19 protein-coding genes and 1 pseudogene are annotated in these 21,225 nt (G+C 43.2%); 15 read left to right on the top strand and 5 right to left on the bottom strand.

The annotated features are described in order from the left end of the window. The 3 genes from ABZD21_RS17500 to ABZD21_RS17510 all read right to left on the bottom strand — a co-directional run. Positions 1-804, bottom strand: an 804-nt coding sequence (locus tag ABZD21_RS17500; RefSeq protein WP_372776413.1) for a UDP-N-acetylglucosamine 1-carboxyvinyltransferase, incomplete at its 3' end; no start/stop codon positions are given. A 15-nt stretch (positions 805-819) separates the two neighbouring features. Continuing rightward, the gene (locus ABZD21_RS17505; protein ID WP_372776414.1) at positions 820-1,437 is read right to left on the bottom strand and encodes a DUF4290 domain-containing protein; all 618 of its coding nucleotides are present in this window, start codon (positions 1,435-1,437) and stop codon (positions 820-822) included. Positions 1,438-1,607: 170 nt separating this feature from the next. Continuing rightward, the gene (locus ABZD21_RS17510; protein WP_372776415.1) at positions 1,608-3,938 is read right to left on the bottom strand and encodes an ATP-dependent helicase; all 2,331 of its coding nucleotides are present in this window, start codon (positions 3,936-3,938) and stop codon (positions 1,608-1,610) included. Positions 3,939-4,252: 314 nt separating this feature from the next. Here ABZD21_RS17510 and ABZD21_RS17515 point away from each other — a divergent pair, with 314 nt between their 5' ends. Then, positions 4,253-5,530, top strand: a complete 1,278-nt coding sequence (locus tag ABZD21_RS17515; RefSeq protein WP_372776416.1) for a gliding motility-associated C-terminal domain-containing protein — start codon at positions 4,253-4,255, stop codon at positions 5,528-5,530. 31 nt (positions 5,531-5,561) lie between these two features. Next, on the top strand, positions 5,562-6,506 hold the full coding sequence (locus tag ABZD21_RS17520) for a hypothetical protein (protein WP_372776417.1): 945 nt from the start codon (positions 5,562-5,564) through the stop codon (positions 6,504-6,506). Between the two features lie 66 nt (positions 6,507-6,572). Here ABZD21_RS17520 and ABZD21_RS17525 read toward each other — a convergent pair whose 3' ends face one another. Together ABZD21_RS17525 and ABZD21_RS17530 are read right to left on the bottom strand one after the other, a co-directional pair. Then, on the bottom strand, positions 6,573-7,910 hold the full coding sequence (locus ABZD21_RS17525) for an LruC domain-containing protein (RefSeq protein ID WP_372776418.1): 1,338 nt from the start codon (positions 7,908-7,910) through the stop codon (positions 6,573-6,575). Between the two features lie 269 nt (positions 7,911-8,179). Continuing rightward, on the bottom strand, positions 8,180-10,336 hold the full coding sequence (locus ABZD21_RS17530; protein ID WP_372776419.1) for an elongation factor G: 2,157 nt from the start codon (positions 10,334-10,336) through the stop codon (positions 8,180-8,182). A gap of 504 nt (positions 10,337-10,840) precedes the next feature. Between ABZD21_RS17530 and ABZD21_RS17535 the strand changes: the two genes are divergently transcribed. The 13 genes and pseudogenes from ABZD21_RS17535 to ABZD21_RS17595 all read left to right on the top strand — a co-directional run. Continuing rightward, positions 10,841-13,030 carry a peptidase domain-containing ABC transporter gene (locus ABZD21_RS17535; protein ID WP_372776420.1) on the top strand — a complete coding sequence of 730 codons (2,190 nt, stop codon included), beginning with the start codon at positions 10,841-10,843 and terminating at the stop codon, positions 13,028-13,030. 1 nt (position 13,031) lies between these two features. Further along, positions 13,032-14,336 (top strand): HlyD family secretion protein, encoded by a 1,305-nt coding sequence (locus tag ABZD21_RS17540; RefSeq protein WP_372776421.1) that lies wholly within the window; start codon positions 13,032-13,034, stop codon positions 14,334-14,336. Positions 14,337-14,538: 202 nt separating this feature from the next. After that, the gene (gene rpsL, locus ABZD21_RS17545) at positions 14,539-14,919 is read left to right on the top strand and encodes a 30S ribosomal protein S12 (RefSeq protein ID WP_372776422.1); all 381 of its coding nucleotides are present in this window, start codon (positions 14,539-14,541) and stop codon (positions 14,917-14,919) included. 108 nt (positions 14,920-15,027) lie between these two features. Then, positions 15,028-15,504, top strand: coding sequence for a 30S ribosomal protein S7 (gene rpsG / locus ABZD21_RS17550; protein WP_372776423.1), 477 nt, complete (start codon positions 15,028-15,030; stop codon positions 15,502-15,504). Positions 15,505-15,549: 45 nt separating this feature from the next. Continuing rightward, positions 15,550-17,658: an elongation factor G gene (gene fusA / locus ABZD21_RS17555; RefSeq protein WP_372776424.1), complete on the top strand. Its 2,109-nt coding sequence runs from the start codon at positions 15,550-15,552 to the stop codon at positions 17,656-17,658. Between the two features lie 20 nt (positions 17,659-17,678). Next, complete coding sequence (gene rpsJ, locus ABZD21_RS17560) at positions 17,679-17,984, top strand: 30S ribosomal protein S10 (RefSeq protein WP_027472457.1); 306 nt, start codon at positions 17,679-17,681, stop codon at positions 17,982-17,984. Between the two features lie 21 nt (positions 17,985-18,005). Beyond that, positions 18,006-18,623, top strand: a complete 618-nt coding sequence (gene rplC, locus ABZD21_RS17565; RefSeq protein ID WP_372776425.1) for a 50S ribosomal protein L3 — start codon at positions 18,006-18,008, stop codon at positions 18,621-18,623. Further along, a complete protein-coding gene (gene rplD, locus ABZD21_RS17570; protein ID WP_372776426.1) occupies positions 18,623-19,252 on the top strand; it encodes a 50S ribosomal protein L4 in 630 nt (209 codons plus the stop codon). Before rplC ends, rplD begins: the two co-directional genes overlap by 1 nt. Positions 19,253-19,262: 10 nt before the next feature. Further along, positions 19,263-19,553 carry a 50S ribosomal protein L23 gene (gene rplW, locus ABZD21_RS17575; protein WP_372776427.1) on the top strand — a complete coding sequence of 97 codons (291 nt, stop codon included), beginning with the start codon at positions 19,263-19,265 and terminating at the stop codon, positions 19,551-19,553. Positions 19,554-19,562: 9 nt separating this feature from the next. Beyond that, positions 19,563-20,387, top strand: a complete 825-nt coding sequence (gene rplB, locus ABZD21_RS17580; RefSeq protein WP_372776428.1) for a 50S ribosomal protein L2 — start codon at positions 19,563-19,565, stop codon at positions 20,385-20,387. 15 nt (positions 20,388-20,402) lie between these two features. Then, the gene (gene rpsS, locus ABZD21_RS17585; RefSeq protein WP_163708410.1) at positions 20,403-20,669 is read left to right on the top strand and encodes a 30S ribosomal protein S19; all 267 of its coding nucleotides are present in this window, start codon (positions 20,403-20,405) and stop codon (positions 20,667-20,669) included. 37 nt (positions 20,670-20,706) lie between these two features. Next, entirely contained in the window at positions 20,707-21,120 is a 414-nt protein-coding gene (rplV, locus tag ABZD21_RS17590; protein WP_372776430.1) for a 50S ribosomal protein L22, read from the top strand. Between the two features lie 10 nt (positions 21,121-21,130). Further along, positions 21,131-21,225: pseudogene (locus ABZD21_RS17595) on the top strand (30S ribosomal protein S3); the annotation flags it as partial.

Below are 21,225 nucleotides of genomic sequence, written 5' to 3' on the forward strand. Positions count from 1 at the left end.
AATGCCCAAGTGCTCAACTCCGGCATTTGGGATCGTGATTTCAGAGCCGGTCATGGCCGCAAGGCCAATAAAACTGCCGACTTCAATCATGTCAGGTAGAATACGGTGGTCGCATCCATTTAAGCTTGAAACCCCTTCGATATTAAGCAGGTTTGAGCCAATTCCGGTGATTTTCGCTCCCATGGCAACCAACATCCTGCAAAGTTGTTGCAAATAGGGTTCGCAAGCAGCGTTGTAGATTGTTGTTTGTCCTTCGGCCAGCACAGCAGCCATTAAAATGTTGGCAGTACCGGTAACCGAGGCTTCATCGAGCAGCATGTATTTGCCATGCAGTTTAGATGCACGTACGCTAAAAAAATGTTTTTCGGAATCGTAAACAAATTGGGCTCCCAGTTTTTGCAAACCTACAAAGTGAGTATCCAATCGGCGGCGGCCAATTTTATCTCCTCCTGGTTGTGGTATATAGGCTTCGCCAAATCGAGCCAGCAGTGGCCCAACAATCATTATTGATCCGCGAAGGCTGATTGCTTGTTGGGCAAATCGCTTGCTTTGCATGTAAGCCAAATCGACCTCGTCGGCTTGAAAACTGTATGATCCTTTCGATAGGCGTTCGGTTTTAACGCCCAATTCGGATAATAACTCGATGAGTTTGATAACATCCCTTATTTCAGGAATGTTGGTAATTGTAATCTTTTTCGGGCTAAGTAATGTCGCACAAATCACCTGCAAGGCTTCGTTTTTCGCGCCTTGAGGTTCAAGTGTACCTTTTAGTTTTTTGCCCCCTTCAATATGAAATGTTGCCATCTCCGGAGTGGTAAATTAGTCGTGTTTGCGGTGTTTCTTTTGGTTGCGGTTGTTGCTTGGTGGCACAACCTTTTTTCTGTTTCGGAAGAGAATTTCCTTTGTCTCAGTCAAATCCAAATCGGTACGCTGAATCTTTCCTTTGGATAGAATGTCCAGATCATCGTAGATTTTTTCGTCATCTACGGCGTCTTTATTCCAGGCCAAATAACTTTTTTTCATGTGGTTGGCCAACAGTTTGATCAATACTTCTTTTTCCTCCCCTGATTCAAAGTTGCTGGCTTTGGTAACCAGTGATTCAAGAATTTTACCGTAATGGCGAAGTTTGATTCTACCGGTGCTGTATGGGATTTGCTTTGGCGGTTCGTTGAATGTTTCGCGACGAGGCGGATCGTATGGATAGTCAATGTCAAGTTGAAAATCGGACATGATCGCGAGGTGATCCCAAAGTTTATGTTTGAAGTCATTGATATCGCGAAGATAAGGGTACATGTTTCCCATAATATCGATAATCGTACGCGAAGCACGATTTCGTTCGTCCCGATCTTCAATGGTCATAATATGATCGACCATATTTTGAAGATTTCGCCCATATTCGGGTAGAGGCATTTTCTTACGACTTGAATTGTAATCCATCTAAAAATTGTTCTTAAATAAAACTGAGATCAACTGTGGGTTGAGTCTGTTGGGTAATAAACGTGATAATCAGTTGAGAAGGTAATTCTACCTTACAAATCTAATTGAAATAATTATTCTGCCAAACCTTTTAAATCAAAAACTTGCCGTCGCACTCATTGTCAGCTGTTTCAAGGGCGGACAATTCGCAGTTTTGCGAATTTGAGGAGTAATTGTTTTTGGCCGGCATTTTGAAAGAAGACGGTGGCTTTCAGGTTTGGGAAGACACCTTCAACTTGTTGTACTTTTCCTTGTCCAAACCGTTGGTGCTCCACTGTCATTCCGCTTTGGATGTCTCGCGGGTCGTCTCCGTCGAAGGGTTGATTTTGCTTCTTCGCCTGCCGTAGTTGCATGAGTTTTTGGTTCATCGCTTCGGGGTTTGATCCGGTTGGTCGGGAGGTCTGGGGAGTTTGCGGTTCCTGAACTGGTTTTCGGAAACCGGCATAGCCGCCCGCTACAGGCGGCGTTTCCCGTTCGTACCCTGCGCCGTTATCATCCGGAAGATCGAGATATTGCGGATCTACCTCCATGATAAACCGGCTGGGATTGCAAAAGTCGAGTTTTCCCCAGCGATAGCGCTGCTTGGCAAAACTTAGATAAGCATTTTCTTCAGCTCGGGTAAGGGCGACATAGAACAAGCGCCGCTCTTCCTCGAACGAATCGATGCCTGGATTTGCCCCCATAGGAGCAGATGGGAACAGGTTTTCTTCGACCCCAACAATAAATACATTTTTGAATTCCAGTCCCTTGGATGAATGGACTGTCATCATAGTCACTTTGTCGCGATCTTCTTCTTTGTCGCTATCCTGATCCGTCAAAAGAGCCACATCTTCCATGTAGTTTTGAAGGGCATTTGGCAAACCTTCTTCTCGGGCATTGATCGTGAATTCCTGGATACCATTTAGTAGTTCCTGGATGTTTTCAAAACGACTCAATCCTTCAGGGGTTTGGTCCTTATAAAGATCTTTCATGATGCCGGTTTGAGTAGCAATGGCGCCGGCTAGTTCGTAAGCGTCTGTTGTCTGTGTCCTTTCTTCGAACTGGCTGATGACTCCAGTAAACTCGTTCAGCTTTGAAAGTGTTCCTTTGTTTAGCCCGGCTACATTGTTCTGGGGGCTGTTTTTAACGACCTCAAAAATTGAAACGCCTTCAGCAAGTGCTGCTTGCTCCAGTTTGCTCAAGGTGGTATCGCCAATTCCTCGGGCCGGATAATTGATAATGCGCTTCAGAGCCTCATTGTCTTTCGGGTTGATAACAATTCGGAAATAGGAGAGCAGATCTTTGATTTCTTTCCGTTGGTAAAATGAAAGTCCTCCGTATATTTTATAGGGGATGTTTCGTTTTCGCAGGGCTTCTTCGAAAATACGCGACTGCGCATTGGTGCGGTACAGAATCGCATAATCAGAGAAGCTGTAGTGCTTGCGCATTCGCGTTTCACTGATCTCGTTGGCAATCAGGTAACCTTCTTCGTTATCGGTTAGTGCTGAAAAAACTTTTATACGGTTACCACTTGATTTTTCAGAAAATACATTTTTAGGAATCTGTCGCTTGTTTTTTGCAATGATGCTGTTGGCCGCATTGACGATTGTTTGGGTTGAGCGGTAATTTTGTTCCAGCTTAAATATCTGGTGTTTCGGATAGTCTTTTTGGAAATTCAGAATGTTCTCAATTCGGGCTCCCCGGAACGAATAGATACTTTGGGCATCGTCGCCTACTACGCATAAGTTATGGTGCAAGGCGGCCAGATTCTTTACGATCAGGTATTGCGCAAAGTTCGTGTCCTGATACTCGTCGACCAGTAAATAATCGAATCGTTTTTGGTATTTAGCCAATATGTCTTTGTGGTCGCGGAACAGGATGTTTGTTTTCAGGAGCAGGTCGTCGAAATCCATCGCTCCGGCTAGTTTGCAGCGTTTTTCGTATTCTTTGTAAATTTCAGCAATCCGCGGCATGCGAATACTCATGTCGTATTCCATGATCTGCGTGTTCTGCTGATAAGCAGGTGGTGTTATCAAACTGTTTTTCGCGGCCGATATTCGTCCAGCTACTGAGTTGACTTTATATGTCTTGTCGTCTAGCTGCATGCTTTTGATAATGGTTTTCAACAGACTTTTTGAGTCCGCAGAATCGTAAATCGTAAAGTTCGACGGAAACCCAAGTACCTCAGCCTCAGTGCGTAAAATCCGAGCAAATATGGAGTGAAAAGTACCCATCCATAGAGAACGGGCAGTTTGTTGGCCAACAATAGAGGCGATCCGTTCTTTCATCTCTTTTGCCGCTTTGTTGGTAAACGTTAACGAGAGGATGCTTCCTGGTTTTGCTCCTTGTTTTAGCAAGTGCGCAATGCGAAAGGTTAGTACCCGGGTTTTACCGGAGCCTGCACCTGCAATGACAAGCGATGGTCCGTTGATGTTTACAACAGCTTGTCGCTGCGCTTCGTTTAATCCGTCCAAATAATCCATGTAGTTCTATCCAATTCTTTTCCCGGAACGCCAGTGTGTTGGTTTGTCCGGGCGAAATTTTATTCTGATTTGCAAATCTGACCCATTATGCAGAGATCAGGGTGTCTTTAAGTGGCTCAAAAGTAAAACCTATTTCCCGGATTCATTGTTTAGACGGCCGATATTTTTCAACAAATCTTGACCGGGGTTTCGTGTCGGGAGCTCTGAGTAGGTGATTGTTTGTGTGTGAAATAAAAAGGAACCGGTGCAAAAGATAAATCAATTTTAAGCGTTAATATTGTAAATTGTCCAATGTAAAACCGATTCTTTTGAAAATGAAGTGTCCAATTTCTGTTGTTTTGATCGTGATGTTCTCAATCTTTGCCGGACAAGTTCAGGCACAAATATCGGCAAGTGCCGATGGCCAAACAACAACTGCTTATGCCGCTCCACCTCAGGATAATATATATGTTTTTTGCAGCGCACAAGGTGTTGCTGCCGGTACGTTGAGTGCGCAGTTTTCAACCGGAGCTCCGGCTGTTTTTGAGTGGTTGCGGTACAATTCGGCTGCCGCGACTTTTGATAGCTATGAGTCGGACAATTCAAACTCAACGAGTTCTACAATCAGTAATTTGCCGGATGGATGTTATCGGGTGAATGTGTTGTCTTCGGGTGTTACAGAAGTTTATACAGCCTGGGTTTTTAATAGTTATTATGAGGTTACGGCCTCGATCACTGAGTCGACCTGTGATTATTTTCAATTAGAAGGAGCATTTACGGAATCCAATCTAACCTATATTGATTTGGCTACTGGCAGTAGCTTGCAAGTATACAAAAATGTGCGGGTGAAATGGGAGAGGGGGGCTGATCAGTTGAGCAGCGTCATTAGTCCGCGTATTTATACGCCTCCGTCGGAGAATGCAACCTATAAGCTGGTCGTTTATGACGATTTTGATTGCAGTGCGGAGGCCGAAGTGTATTATGAGTCGATAGTGCCTACAGCCGCTTTCTCGGCAAGTCCAGTAGAGGGTGACGCGCCGTTAGAGGTCGTCTTTACCAATCAATCACTCAATGCCGATGAATACGAATGGTTTTTCTTTCGCGATATTGACGAGATTCGAGAAGAGGCAGCTTCGCAGGGGGAGGTTTCTGATAGTATAATGGACATCTCGATCGATCAGAGCCCGGTGTATACCTTTGAAAATTCGGGCCAATATAAAGTGAAAATGGTGGCAACAAAAAACAGTTCTACAGCTGTTTGTCGCGATACGGTGTATCTCGATGATTACATTGTTGCCGATACCTCATTTGTTGACGCGCCAAATTTTTTTACTCCCGGAGGAGATGGCGCCAATGATAAGTTTATTATCAAATACACATCGATGAAAAGTATCGATATTAAGATCTTTAATCGTTGGGGAAAGCAAATCTTCTCGGTCAGTCGCAGTAATCTGGAGGGTTACGATGCGGTTGGCGACGATCTTGGATGGGATGGGAAAATCAATGGTCGCTATGCGAGTCCCGGTGTTTATTATTATGTGGTTGAAGGGCGGGGGCGTGATGATCGCAAGCGGAAGAAGCAGGGATTTTTTCATCTTTTTAGAAAAATGTGACGAGCCAGCAGAATAAAAAAGTCAATCGGTAATGTCTGAAAATAACCAAAGGAACATCAGCTTTAATACATTGCTGTATGTTGACCTGAAAAATCAGTCTCTGTCAGAAAATGGGATAGGTGGTAAGTTTGAAGATCAAATAAAGACTTTTGTTGGCTGTGCGTTAGCGCTCGCAAGGTCATTGTCTTTTTTTACTGGCTACCAGCTGACTGTTTTAACAAATAATGAGCCGTATTTGCGTCAGTTTTCAAATGAACTCAATTATAAAGAGCTTGAGTTTCAGATGCAGGTGAAGCCCGGTATTCCTTTTTATTCGGCTCATTTTAAGTTAGATGTCTTTCGGTATTTTGCATCGAACGAAGAGTCGGATCTGTATATGGTTCTCGTTGATTCAGATGTAGTTTGTATAAATCCGGCCCCGATAAATTTTTACAGATGTGTTGATGATCGAATGCCGCTTTACTTTGATATTACTTCGCATCACATTCCGGCTTATGGTCGGGAACGAATGATACGCGACAAGGAGCTTGTGCTTGTGAATTCGCGATCAAATGGGATGTGGGTGGGTGGCGAGTTGGTAGGTGGGGTGAATTCCTTTTACCGTGAGTTGGTTCAGGAAGTTGATCGCTATCAGACTCGCTATTTTGAGATGTCTTCAAAGTTGTTTCATCAGGGAGATGAATTTCTACTTTCGGTAGCAATTGAGTTAATGCTGAAAAAAGGTGTTGCAATATGTGAGGCAGGTCGGTTCGGGATAATTGGAAGATACTGGACATTTCCGACGAAGCATATCCAAAAAAAATGGAAAAGTTATTCTGGCCATTTTTTAGTTCACCTGCCTTCTGATAAGCGATTTCTGAAATCGACACGGCGAGTAGGCGATGACTTTTCATTGCTTTTGTCGCGTTATATATTCAGGGCTCGCATTGAGGGGCGGCTGAGATATTGGATACTTAAACTAATGCGGAGGATCTAAAAGATGCAGGGTTCGGAATTAAATCCCGAACCCTGCAAAGGAATTATTCGCAAACTCAACCAAATTCTATTCGCAATCAATGTCAAAAACTGTTCCTGTAGCGGGAGTAGTGGTGTACCACGTGGGGTCAAATCCTTCGCTAATACTTTTGAAACTAGTGTAGGCGGTTTTTATGTTTGTTCTTTCATAGGGCCATTTCCAGTCGAGAGGAATGATGATTCCGTTTGGGTATTCGTCCCCGGACTGTCCAATCCAGGTGTTGCCACTTCCGGGCGTCATCGCTTCTGCCAGTTCATAGATATTTAGATCGTATTCATTCAACATCCCCGGGTGGACGGTGATGAAGGGGTAGTATGGTTTTGTCGGATCGAATACAAAATTGTCGTCGATTGCAATTGTAATCTCAACTGTGTCGATTGGTGTGCAAGTGGTGTCGGCCAATGCCGTATTCGCTGCAAATTGATGGGGTGCTATTCCTTCTTCAGGAAGAGCCGCTTTTGTCGATTCAAAAATAGTTATTATGTAATAATCGCCACTATCAATAATGTTTGCAGCTCCTGTGATTCCTCCGCTCATGCCATCAACTATTCCGACTTTTGGAACCATGATTTTGAAAGCGTGATCGTAGGCGGCACCTCTGGCAACAGCATACAGCGTAATGTCTAATTGGTCGTACATCTTGCTAACACTCGATCGAATAACCAGGTCATTGAAGTCACCATCGTTTCCGCGTCCATCGTTCCAATCGATGTTAAGATCTTCCCATGCATATGTAAAGTCAAGGGTTTCCTCACAATAGTCGTTGCAGAATTCGAAGTAGGTGCTCCAGTTTTTACCGGGAAATTGGAGTGCAATGTCAAGAGAAACGCCTTTGTCGCTTTCATCGCAAAGTCCTCCCCATGCTGTCTCTCCATTTGATAGAGCAGCGTGAGCAGCTATGTAGAAGCAATCGGCACCATCAGTCATGCTGCTCAGGTAGTCCGCAGGGATAGTTGCGGTATAGTGAGTTTCCATTTCTGATTGGGACCAAGAGTTCTTGAAGGTGAATTTGCCGGGGATTGCTCCTCCTTTGCTAATTTTTTTCAGGGCAGACAAATCGTCTAAACTGGTGAATACGTCAACATGGGTTTCCGTGAGGTAGATTCCTGGTTCGGTGATTTCAAATTCAACTTGCAAATCTTCCCCCAGATAGCCAACATTGACAGTCCCTACGTACATGTATTGGCCGGCAACTAAGCAGACCGACATGCAGCTGTTTGTGATATGAGCACTTTTGAGTGTACTGGTGCTGGATTCAATACTTTCATCGGTTGGTTGCTGACAGCCAATGAACCCTACCATGCTTAATGCGATCGTAAACGCAAAAAAATGTGTTCTGAACTTTTTTGTAAATAGATGTTTCATAATGACAGTTTGTTTATGTGAATTTTTACCTCATCGATGATCGTATTGGCGGGTGATGGTGTCGTCGAGTGCTGGTTTTTTTTTACTGGAGGCTTTAGCAGATTAAAATTACCACATTTTAGTGGCGAAGTAAATGGGTGATTTCCCCTAATTTGATCATTTAACGGTGGCTGTCTGTTTGTTGGTTTGGTGCATGGATTGTATTGGAAACAAAATAGCCCGGAGTTATCCGAGCTATCTTACCTAAATATAAATTGAAAAAATGATGATTAATCCTCGACCAGTTCAGCCTCGTAGGTTTTAAGGAGTTCGTCCTGAACTTCTTGCGGTACCTTTTCGTAGCCGTCGAATTCTATTTTAAACCGACCGCGACCTTGTGTTAACGAGCTGAGGGCAGTAATATATTTGAACATTTCTTTGAGTGGAACTTTTGCTTCAATTTTTTCAAATCCTTTTTCGCTGCCCATTCCCATGATTAGCGCCCGACGTCCTTGGAGGTCACTCATGACGTCTCCCATGCGTTCGCTTGGCACCATAACTTCGAGGTTGTAAATCGGTTCCAGGATTTTAGGTCCGGCTTCTTTAAAAGCTTTCGAAAAAGCATTGCGTCCAGCCAGCTTGAATGAGATTTCGTTACTGTCCACCGGGTGCATCTTTCCGTCATATACATAAACGCGAATGTCTCGTGCGTAGGAGCCGGTTAATGGGCCTTCTTCCATCTTTTCCATAATCCCTTTCAGAATTGCCGGCAGGAATCGTGAGTCGATTGATCCGCCAACGATGCAGTTGTGAAATACAAGCTTACCTCCCCATGGGAGCTGATGTTCCTGGGTGTCGCGGAGAGAGAGCTTTTGTTCTTTCCCGTTCATGTTGATCATCGTTCTGGCTTCCCGTCCTTCTTCGTAGGGTTCAATAACCATGTGAACCTCTCCGAATTGGCCTGCGCCACCCGACTGCTTTTTGTGACGGTAGTCGGCCTGAGCCGTTTTTGTAATGGTTTCGCGGTAGGGTATTCTGGGCGCTTTAAAGTCGATCTCAATTTTGAATATGTTTTTGTAGTACCAGTTCAATGCGTTTAGGTGATATTCGCCCTGGCAGTGTACCAGCATTTGTTTTAGCTCTTTGGAGTATTCTACAATGAAGGTGGGATCTTCATCGTGCAATTTTTGGAACATTTCACCTACTTTCTCTTCGTCGGCTTCGTTTATGGCATAAACCGCGATCGTGTGCCTTGGTGAAGGATATTCAATCGATTTAAATTGATAGGCTGCTTCTTTTTCGCTAAGTGTATGGTTGACTTTTGTTTCGCGAAGCTTGACGGTTGAGCCAATGTCGCCTGCAATCATTTGAGGTACCTTATTGCGGGTTTTTCCAGCGTTAACAAATATCTGAGAAATACGTTCTTTGTTGCCGGATTTCGAATTTATGAGGTCTTGTCCTTCCTTTATGGATCCGCTCATAACTTTGAAGAAGGTAATCTCACCAACGTGTTGTTCAATAGTTGTCTTGAAAACGAAGACCGAGGTGGGTGAAGTAGGGTCGACTTTGGGATGTTTGCCATTAATTTCAGGCAATTCCACTGCTTCGGCCGGCGAGGGTGTGATGTTTGTAATAAACTCCATCAGTCGGCTGACACCGATGTCGTGTTTGGCGGCTGAACAGAAAACAGGGAAAAGTGTCCGGGCAATCATTCCCAGTTTTATACCTTGCCTCATCTCGTCTTCGCTCAACGTGCCTTTGTCGAAATAGAGTTCCATCAATGCTTCGTCGTTTTCGGCAGCCATTTCAACTAATTCGTTGTGCAGCGCGTCTGCTGTTTCCTTTTCACTATCCGGAATGTCTGAAATCTCAACTTTACCACTATCGAGTGCATATTTGTATTGTTTCATTTTTAATACATCGATAATGGTGTTGAATCCGGGGCCGGCGTTGACCGGGTATTGGATTGGAGTGACTTTATTTCCGTAAAGAGTTTTGGCTTGTTCCAGTGTTTGCTCGTAGCTGGCATTTTCGTGATCGAGATGGTTGAAAAGGAAGATGACAGGTTTGTGTGCCTTTTCGGTGAGGCGAAATGCAGATTCTGTTCCCGACTCAATGCCGTGTGGTGTGTTGATTGTTATAAGTGCACTTCCGACAACGTGCAAGGCAGAGATGACTGCTCCCCGGAAATCATCCATTCCGGGAGTGTCGATGATGTTTATTTTCTTGTTGTTGTACTCAGCATAAAGAACCGATGAAAAGACAGAGTTGCCATAATCCTGCTCGATGGGTTGGTAGTCCGATACGGTGTTTTTTGTCGTAACATCACCACGGCGGTTGATTACTCCACCCTCAAGCAGCATGGCCTCTGCGAGGGTGGTTTTCCCACTACCGGCATTGCCAATTAGAGCAATGTTCCGGATTTCATTGGTCTTATATACATTCATGATTTTGTGATTTTATTGGTTCAAAAAAATCTCCTTAAAGTGGTTTATTTTTAAGGATGCTTTCAAAATTAGTAATAATTTATTAACAGACAATGTATTGAAACTTGCCGGAATATGTTATTGAAATGCTTTTTAAAACGGGCGTTTCGTTGGAAAGAATAATTTATTTAAGTAATGTGAGAGCACCTAAAAAGCCGGTGAAGGCCGAGGTGTTTGTTTTCGATTGCAGCCGTATTTTAGTTTCATTTGGTTGCTGTTATTTACGATGCGGTGACAACCTGACTTCGTAGACGGTATTAATGACGATCAGTGTAGTGGTGTTCCTATTTTCAGGTGGTTTTGAACTTGAGGTATTGGTCTTCGGTTGTGACGAACATGGGGTTTTATATTTAAGAATCAGATATCGTGTATTGGCTATTAACGAGGTGTTGTGAATAAGTTATTGCAGTGGTGCTTCGGGCGACTTTGTTTTCATCCTATATTTAATGCCTTAACTGTCTGTGTATGCCCCGTTTTCCTCATTTTAAACAACCTGATGCAATGGACTGTGGGCCAACTTGCCTGCGAATGATTGCTAAGTTTTACGGGAAAAGCATACCCTTGGATTTTCTTCGTGATCAATCTCATATCTCGCGTGAAGGTGTTTCGCTACTGGGAATTAGTGATGCCGCAGAGGCGATTGGCATGCGCAGTATGGGGACAAAAGTTAGCTTTGAGCAGTTAGTAAACGATGTGCCCAAGCCGTGCGTGGTGCATTGGGATCAGAATCATTTTGTGGTTTTGTACGAAGCCGGGAAAGGGAAGATGCGTGTTGCCGATCCGGCTTTTGGATTGGTGAACTACACTTATGAGGATTTTAAACGTCACTGGTTGGCTACAGCAAAAGAAGGGGTAGGGAAAGGGATTTGTTTGTTGCTTCAACCTACGCCGGAGTTTTACGAGCGTGATGATGAGAAAAGCGATCATGTGGGTTTTTCATTTCTATTTCGTTATTTGAAGCCACATCGTCGGCTGATGCTTCAGCTGTTGATCGGATTTTTTGCGGCGAGCCTCATTCAGTTGATTTTTCCGTTTCTGACACAGAGTTTGGTTGATGTGGGGATCAATAACCAGGATCTGAGCTTTATCTATTTGGTTCTGATAGCTCAGATGGTTTTGTTTGTCGGGCAAACTTCCATTGAGTTTATTCGATCGTGGATCTTGCTGCATGTTTCAACCCGAATAAATATTTCCATTATTTCCGATTTTTTAATCAAGTTAATGAAACTGCCAATCGGGTTTTTCGACACGAAAATGATTGGCGACTTGATGCAACGGATTCAGGATCACAGACGTATTGAGCGGTTTTTGACGAATCAAACCTTGAGTGTATTGTTTTCGGTCATCAGTTTGTTAGTGTTTGCTGTGGTTTTAGCCATCTATAGTTGGATTATCTTGTTAATCTTCCTCGTAGGCTCGGTGCTTTATTTGTTGTGGGTCTGGGCGTTTATGCGTCGTCGTCGCGAACTCGACTATAAAAAGTTCTCTCAACTTTCCGATAATCAGAGCATGCTCATTCAGTTGATAAATGGCATGCAGGAAATCAAACTAAATAATTACGAAAAGCAAAAACGCTGGGAGTGGGAGCGAATTCAGGCCCGTCTGTTTCGAGTGAATATTCAGTACTTGTCAGTCGATCAATACCAACAGGCGGGCTCTGTGTTCGTGAACCAAACCAAAAATATATTAATCACCGTTGTGGCGGCCGTAGCTGTTTTGAATGGTGAAATGACTTTGGGGATGATGCTGGCTGTTCAGTTTATTATCGGACAAATGAATAGTCCGCTGAATGAGTTGATAAGTTTCATGCACCTGGCTCAGGAGGCTAAAATAAGTCTGGAGCGGTTGGGCGAAATTCATAATCTAAAAGAAGAGGAAGAGAAAGGCAAACCGTTGTTGAATGCCATGCCAATTGACAAGTCACTCCATCTGGAGGATGTTGTTTTTCAATACGAAGGTCCGCATTCGGAAAAGGTTTTGAAGAACATTAATCTGAAAATTCCGGAACGTAAGATTACGGCGATTGTAGGAACTAGCGGCAGTGGAAAAACGACTCTTGTGAAGCTACTGTTGGGTTTTTATCCACCGGTTGCCGGGAAAGTTCGCGTCGGTGAGACTGATTTGCGTAACTTTTCGCAGCAATGGTGGCGAACAAAAGTAGGAGCGGTTATGCAGGATGGGTTTATTTTCTCGGATACCATCACCTCGAATATTGCGGTTGGTGTTGAGCGGCTGGAAAAAGATCGCTTGCTTTTCGCGGCGAAGGCAGCTAATTTAATGGATTTAATAGAAGGTCTTCCTTTGGGCTTCAATACAAAAATAGGGCAGGATGGGCATGGATTAAGTCAGGGACAGAAGCAACGAATTTTAATTGCCCGGGTAATTTATAAAAACCCGGAATACTTGTTCTTTGATGAAGCAACCAATGCACTGGATGCGAATAACGAAAAAGTGATCATGGAAAACCTGAATCGTGTATACGAAGGCAAAACGGTGATTGTGGTGGCTCACCGTTTGAGCACGGTGAAGAATGCGGATCAGATTGTGGTACTGGAGAAGGGGGTAATCGTTGAGTTGGGAAATCACGAAGAGCTTACGGCTAAGCGGGGTGCTTATTATAATTTGGTGAAGAATCAGCTGGAATTAGGGAATTGATATGCCACAAAACGATAATATAGTAAATCGAAGCGACGAAGTTCAGGAGATCATCGGAAAATCACCTTTATGGTTGTTGCGGAGTGGGCAGACTGCTTTGTTGCTGTTTGTGTTGTTGTTGCTGGTTGGCAGTTGGCTCTTCCACTATCCCGATATCATTGATGCGCGAATTGCAGTTTACACCGAGAATCCTCCGGCACATATTGTCGCCCGCACTACGGCAAGAATCGACCGCTTGCTGGTTGATGATAACGATACCGTGAGGCGAGGTGATGTGATAGCGATTTTGGAGAATGCTGCCAGTTTCGACGATGTCTTAGTGGTGAAGAAGACGCTCGCTGATATCGATCGGTTTTTCATCTCATTCGACACCATTCATTATGTGGTATTATCGCCCGATTATCAACTTGGTGACATTCAGTCCGACTACTCTTCTTTCCTCCGGTTGTATAACAACTATATTGGATTCATGCGATTGGGATACTATCCTCAAAAAGTGAAATCGTTGGAGGAGCAGGTACGTATGCAGCGTATCTACTACGACCGTTTATGGAGTCAGAGGCAGATTCTGGAAAATGAGTACCATATCGCGTTGGAGCAATTTCGTCGTGATTCGGTCTTGTATCGAAAGGATGTGTTGTCGCTCGTTGATTTTAAAGCTTCTGAGTCGACGATGTTGCAAAAGAAATATAGTTTCAGTGGCGTTCGGACTGATTTAGCTGAAACACAGAAAGACATCATTGAGCTGGAGCAAGACGTCGTTGAGGCAGAAAAGGAATTCGCTGATCAGAAGCAAAAACTGCAGGGTGAGATTATCGAATCGTACAATAATTTTAAAAGTCGGATGGGCTACTGGTATAAGGCGTTCGTCCTGGAGACACCTATCGAGGGGCGGGTAACCTTCACTAATTATTGGAGTATGAACCAGCAGGTTAAAACCGATGAAGTAGTGTTTACGGTTGTTCCGTTTAGTGAAAGTAAGATCGTCGGACGGGTAAGCTTGCCGCTGAAAGGAGCCGGGAAAGTAAAATCGGGGCAGCGAGTGAATATTCGCTTCGATAATTTTCCCTATATGGAATTTGGCATGGTAACAGGCCGTGTAAAGTCGATCTCTCTGGTTCCGTCAAACGATACTTATATTGCCGAAATTGAATTGCCACAAAACCTGGAAACGAACTATCAAATACCACTTGTCTTTAGTCAGGAAATGAAAGGAGATGCGGAAATTGTCACCGAAGATCTTCGGTTGATTCAGCGATTCATGAATCCGATTAAATCGCTCTTGAGATCCAAAATCATGGATTAGCCTGATTCCCAATCAGAAATTTTTGAGAAATATCAAAAAACAATAGGAAAAGCTATTGTTCTTTGTTGAAAATTAGTACTTTTGCCAACCGTTTTTGGAGGGTTCTATCCAAAAATGAATGGTTCTGTATTCGTATTTGCCGTAAAATCAATACCTTTGCAGGCCGTTTTTTAAGAAACTTAATTATATAAATTATAGTTGTATGCCAACGATTCAGCAGTTAGTTAGAAAGGGGAGACAATCTAAAGTAGAGAAAAGTAAGTCTCCTGCATTAGATTCTTGCCCGCAGAGAAGGGGCGTATGTGTGCGTGTGTACACTACAACTCCTAAAAAACCAAACTCGGCTATGCGTAAAGTAGCTCGTGTTCGGTTAACAAACGGAAAAGAAGTGAACGCTTACATTCCGGGAGAAGGTCACAACCTTCAGGAACACTCTATTGTATTAGTACGTGGTGGTCGTGTTAAAGACTTACCTGGGGTACGTTATCACCTAATTCGCGGTGCTTTGGATACGGCCGGTGTTGCTAATCGCACACAACGTCGTTCTAAGTACGGTGCCAAAAAGCCTAAGGCAGCGAAATAGTAGAGTTTTTAGTGGTTTGGTTGAGTAAATGATCCGGCAGAGGCCAGGAGAACTGAAGCTCAATTTTAGTCACAACCAATTGAAATAACACTAAAAGGAAAAATTGCAATGAGAAAAGCAAAACCAAAGAAGAGGATCATTTTGCCTGATCCAAAATTTAACGACGTTCTTGTAACAAGATTTGTAAATGACCTGATGGTTGATGGAAAGAAATCTATCGCCTATGGTATTTTCTACGATGCACTGGAGATTATGGGTGGTCGTTTGAAAAGTGATGAAGTTTCTCCACTTGATGTGTGGAAAAAAGCATTGGAGAATGTAACTCCTGCTGTCGAAGTAAAAAGCCGCCGTGTTGGTGGTGCTACTTTCCAGGTTCCAATGGAAATCCGTCCGGAACGTAAAGTTTCTATCTCAATCAAAAACTTGATTTTATTTGCACGGAAACGCTCAGGCAAATCAATGGCTGACAAATTAGCTGCTGAAATTCAAGCCGCATACAACGAAGAAGGTGGTGCTTACAAGAAAAAAGAAGAAACCCACCGTATGGCCGAGGCAAACCGTGCATTTGCACACTTCCGCTTTTAATTAAGGGCGGATAATTAATATATATCAAGATTAGAATAGGTAAACATGGCTAGAGATCTAAAATATGTAAGGAATATCGGTATCATGGCGCACATCGATGCTGGTAAAACAACAACGACTGAGCGGGTTCTGTATTATACAGGTCTGACTCACCGTATTGGTGAAGTACATGATGGTGCCGCTACCATGGACTGGATGGAGCAAGAGCAAGAGCGTGGTATTACCATTACCTCTGCTGCTACCACTACTTTCTGGAAGTACCAAGATATTCAGCACCAAATTAACATCATCGATACCCCTGGACACGTTGACTTCACGGTAGAAGTAGAACGTTCATTGCGTATTCTCGATGGTGCTGTGGCACTTTTCTGTGCTGTAGGTGGTGTTGAAGCACAATCTGAAACAGTATGGCGTCAAGCCGAAAAATATGGCGTACCACGGATCGGTTTTGTAAACAAAATGGACCGTTCAGGTGCTGATTTTTTTGATGTTGTTTCTCAGGTAAAAGAAAAATTGGGAGCAAACCCTGTTCCTGTTCAAATTCCAATTGGCGCTGAAGATAAATTCCAGGGTATGATCGACTTGATCGAGAATTGCGCTGTTATTTATACTGACCAAGGTGATAACGGATCTACTTTTGAGATTACCGCTATTCCCGCCGACATTGCAGAACAAGCTGCAGAGTACCGCGCTAATTTGATTGAAGAGGTTGCTGTGTTGGATGAAGCTTTGATGGAGCGTTTCTTCGAAGATCCGGATTCAATCACCGGAGAAGATTTGATTCCTGTTATCCGTAAGGCAACCATCGAAGGGTTGATCGTACCAATGATGTGTGGTTCGGCATTCAAAAACAAAGGTGTTCAACGCTTGTTGGATGCTGTTTGTGAATTCCTGCCTAGTCCATTGGATAATGGCCAAATCAAAGGTACTGACATTGAAACTGGTGAGGAAGTTATTCGTCGTCCGGATGTTAACGAACCATTAGCTGGTTTGGCATTCAAAATTGCGACTGACCCTTATGTTGGACGTTTGTGCTTTATTCGCATCTATTCAGGTGTGTTGAACGCAGGTGACTCTGTTCACAACTCTCGTACAGGTAAGAAGGAACGTATCTCTCGTTTGTTCCAAATGCACTCAAATAAGCAAAACCCAAAAGATGTAATCGAAGCTGGTGATATTTGTGCTGCAGTAGGGTTTAAAGATATCCGTACAGGCGATACATTGTCTGATTTGAATAATCCGGTGGCGTTGGAGTCTATGGATTTCCCAGAACCAGTTATCGGTATCGCAATTGAGCCAAAGACTCAAAAAGATATGGACAAGTTGGGTATTGGTTTGGCAAAACTGGCCGAAGAGGATCCAACTTTCAAAGTAAATACAGACGAAGATTCAGGTCAAACTGTAATTCGTGGTATGGGTGAGCTTCACCTGGAAATTATCATCGACCGTTTGAAACGCGAATTCAAAGTTGAATGTAACCAAGGAAAACCTCAGGTGGCCTACAAGGAAGCAATCAGCCAGGAAGTCGAATTACGCGAAGTGTTCAAGAAACAATCAGGTGGTCGTGGTAAGTTCGCTGATATCATCGTTAAAGTTAGTCCGGCCGATGAAGGTAAAGAAGGATTAACATTTATCGACAGCGTAAAAGGTGGACGTATCCCAAGAGAATTTATTCCATCAGTACAAAAAGGCTTCGAAAATGCCATGATAAACGGTCCTTTGGCCGGATTTACATTGGATAGTTTGAAAGTTGAATTGCTGGATGGTTCGTTCCATGCGGTTGACTCGGATCAATTGTCGTTCGAAATTTGTGCTCGTCAGGCATTCAAGAGCGCTGCTTCAAAAGCAGGCCCAAAATTGCTTGAGCCAATCATGAAAGCAGAGATTGTTACCCCTGAAGAATACATGGGTGATATTATCGGTGACTTGAACCGTCGTCGTGGTAATGTTGAAGGTATGAATGAAAAAGCAGGTGCACGTGTAATCAAAGCCAATGTGCCTCTTTCAGAGATCTTCGGTTATGTTACCACACTGAGAACTTTATCTTCAGGTCGTGCAACTTCATCAATGGAGTTCTCTCATTACGAAGAGGTACCACGCGCTATGGCGATTAAAGTACTTGAAGAATTAAAAGGAAAAGTTGAATTATTATAAAATAATTTATTTATCTCACTATGAGTCAAAAGATCAGAATCAAGCTGAAATCGTATGATCACAACTTGGTAGACAAGTCGGCTGAAAAGATCGTAAAGACGGTAAAAACTACAGGTGCAGTTGTAAGCGGACCAATTCCGCTTCCAACTCACAAACGTGTTTTCACAGTTTTGCGCTCAACTTTCGTGAATAAGAAATCACGCGAGCAATTTCAGTTGTCGTCTTACAAACGTTTGATCGACATTTACAGCTCTACAGCTAAAACAATTGACGCCTTGATGAAATTGGAATTACCAAGCGGCGTTGAAGTAGAAATTAAAGTTTGATAACCTGTAAAAAGAAAAAAAATGACAGGATTAATCGGTAAAAAAATCGGAATGACTTCCGTATTCAGTGTTGAGGGAAAAAATATTCCATGCACTGTGATCGAAGCCGGCCCTTGTGTTATTACACAAGTGAAAACGGCAGAAACCGATGGTTACGAAGCCATTCAGTTGGGCTTTGGTGTTAAGAAAGAAAAAAACACCAGCAAGGCTGAATTTGGTCACTTCCAGAAAGCTGGATCTGAACCTAAGCGTGACGTAGTCGAGTTTCGTGATTTTGATGGCGAGTACAAGCTCGGCGATACCATTACTGTTGATGTAATCAATGCAGAAAGCTGGGTTGACATCACAGGTGTTACAAAAGGTAAAGGTTTCCAAGGTGTTGTTAAACGTTACAACTTCCGTGGTGTTGGTGATGCCACTCACGGTCAGCATAACCGTTTAAGAGCTCCAGGTTCATTGGGTGCATCTTCTTACCCATCGCGTGTATTTAAAGGTATGCGTATGGCTGGGCGTACCGGTGGCGCGAACAAAACCGTTCAAAACCTGAAAGTATTGAAAGTAATCCCAGAATCTAATCTTTTAATTGTAAAAGGTTCAGTTCCGGGAGTAAAAGGTTCAACCGTAATTATTTATCAGTAATGGAAGTACAAGTATTAAATACCGCCGGAAAAGAAACCGGAAGAGCGGTTGTTTTGAACGACCAGATCTTCGGTGTTGAGCCCAACGACCATGCTATTTATCTGGATGTAAAACAGTATTTGGCAGCACAACGTCAAGGGACTCACGCAGCAAAAGAACGTGCCGATATCGCCGGAAGTACCAAGAAAATCAAAAAGCAAAAAGGTACAGGTGGAGCACGTGCAGGTAGCATCAAGTCACCTTTGTTCCGTGGTGGTGGTCGCGTATTCGGACCTCGTCCTCGTAACTACGACTTCAAATTGAATAAGAAAGTGAAAGCTTTAGCGCGTAAATCAGCATTGACTTACAAAGCTCAAGGCAGCAACATTTTGGTACTGGAAGATTTTGTTTTAGAAACTCCGAAAACAAAAGAAATTGTAGCTATCAGCAACAATCTGAAAATTAACGATAAAAAGTTCATTTTCGTTTTATCGGAAGAAAATAAAAACATATATTTGTCCTCCAGAAATTTAGAGGGTGTTAATGTTATAACTGCCTCTGAATTAACCACTTATCAAATAATGAACGCTGGCAAAATAATTTTGCTCGAAAGTTCACTAGGTAAGATTGAAGAACAATTTAAGATTTAGGGGGATAAAAATGAATGTTTTAGTAAAACCCATCGTGACGGAAAAAATGACGGCTCAAAGCGAAAGCTTGAACCGTTATGGTTTTATCGTCAAGAAAGATGCTAATAAGCAACAAATTAAAAAAGCAGTTGAAACACTCTATAACGTTAATGTAGCAGCGATCAATACCATGGTTTATGGCGGTAAAAACAAAAGCCGTTATACAAAAGGTGGTATGATCAACGGAAAAACAGCCGCTTTCAAAAAAGCAGTTGTTACATTGGTCGAAGGAGATTCAATTGATTTTTACAGTAATATATAATAAATAGAAATGGCAGTAAGAAAATTAAAACCAGTTACTCCGGGTCAACGGCACAAAATTATTGGTGCCTTTGATACGATTACTGCATCAACGCCTGAAAAATCATTGTTGAAGCCCATGCAAAAGTCCGGTGGTCGTAACAACCAGGGACGCATGACAATGAGGTATATAGGTGGTGGGCACAAAAAGAGATACCGCGTGATCGATTTCAAACGCGAAAAAGATGGTATCCCTGCTCGTGTTGAGTCAATCCAGTACGACCCGAACCGTACAGCCCGTATTGCACTGTTGGTCTATGCCGATGGTGAAAAACGGTACATGCTTGCTCCTAATGGCTTGGTAGCAGGTCAGACTGTAGTAAGCGGTTCAGGTATCGCACCTGAGGTTGGAAACTCACTTCCACTGGCCGAAATTCCTCTGGGTACTTTGGTACACAACATTGAATTACACCCTGGACAAGGGGGCGTGATGGCACGTAGTGCAGGTACTTATGCACAATTGACCTCAAGAGAAGGAAAGTACGCTATCGTAAAACTACCTTCCGGCGAAGCCAGAATGGTACTTGTTTCTTGTAAAGCTACCGTAGGTACTGTTGGAAACACAGAACACAACCTGGAAAGATCCGGTAAAGCCGGTCGTTCACGTTGGTTAGGTCGCAGACCTCGCGTTCGTGGTGTGGTTATGAACCCTGTTGATCACCCAATGGGTGGTGGTGAAGGCCGTTCATCAGGTGGACACCCACGCTCTCGCAAAGGCTTGTTAGCAAAAGGTTATAAAACCCGCGCTAAGAAAAAAGCTTCCAATAAGTATATTGTAGAAAGACGCAAGAAATAATAAAAGGAGAAGAATATGAGTCGTTCATTAAAAAAAGGTCCTTTCATTGCCTACAAACTCGAGAAAAAAGTTTTAGCAATGAACGAAACAAGTAAGAAGTCTGTGATTAAGACTTGGGCCAGAGCATCAGTAATCTCTCCCGACTTTGTAGGGCACACCATTGCAGTACACAACGGTAATAAGTTTATTCCCGTTTATGTAACTGAGAATATGGTTGGTCATAAGCTTGGCGAATTTGCACCTACAAGAACATTCAGGGGACATTCCGGAAACAAAAGGTAGATCCTGAGTTTCTCATTAACTATTAAAAGAATTTACGATGGGTGCTAGAAAAAGAAATAAAGCAAACGAACTTAAAGAGGCTAAAAAGTCGCAATACTTCGCAGTATTGAAAGATTGCCCTACTTCACCCCGCAAAATGCGCTTAGTTGCCGACATGGTGCGTGGAATGGAAGTAAACCGGGCTCTGGATGTGCTGAAGTTTTCGTCAAAAGAAGCTTCCAGAAAAGTTGAAAAACTGTTGATGTCTGCCATTGCAAACTGGCAGGCTAAAAACGAAGGAACTCGTTTGGAGGAAAGTCAATTATTCGTGAAAACTATTGCTGTTGATTCAGGACGCCAACTAAAGCGTCTTCGCCCGGCTCCACAAGGTCGTGCACACCGAATCCGCAAGCGTTCAAATCACGTAACACTTTGCCTCGATAGTAAAAACATTGAAAACGAAAACGCATAATTAGTAATACATGGGACAAAAAGTTAATCCAATCGCAAATCGCTTGGGAATTATCCGTGGATGGGATTCCAATTGGTTCGGTGGAAACGATTATGGTGACAAGCT

The organism is Mangrovibacterium sp., from assembly GCF_041596335.1.
Classification (GTDB): Bacteria; Bacteroidota; Bacteroidia; order Bacteroidales; family Prolixibacteraceae; genus Mangrovibacterium.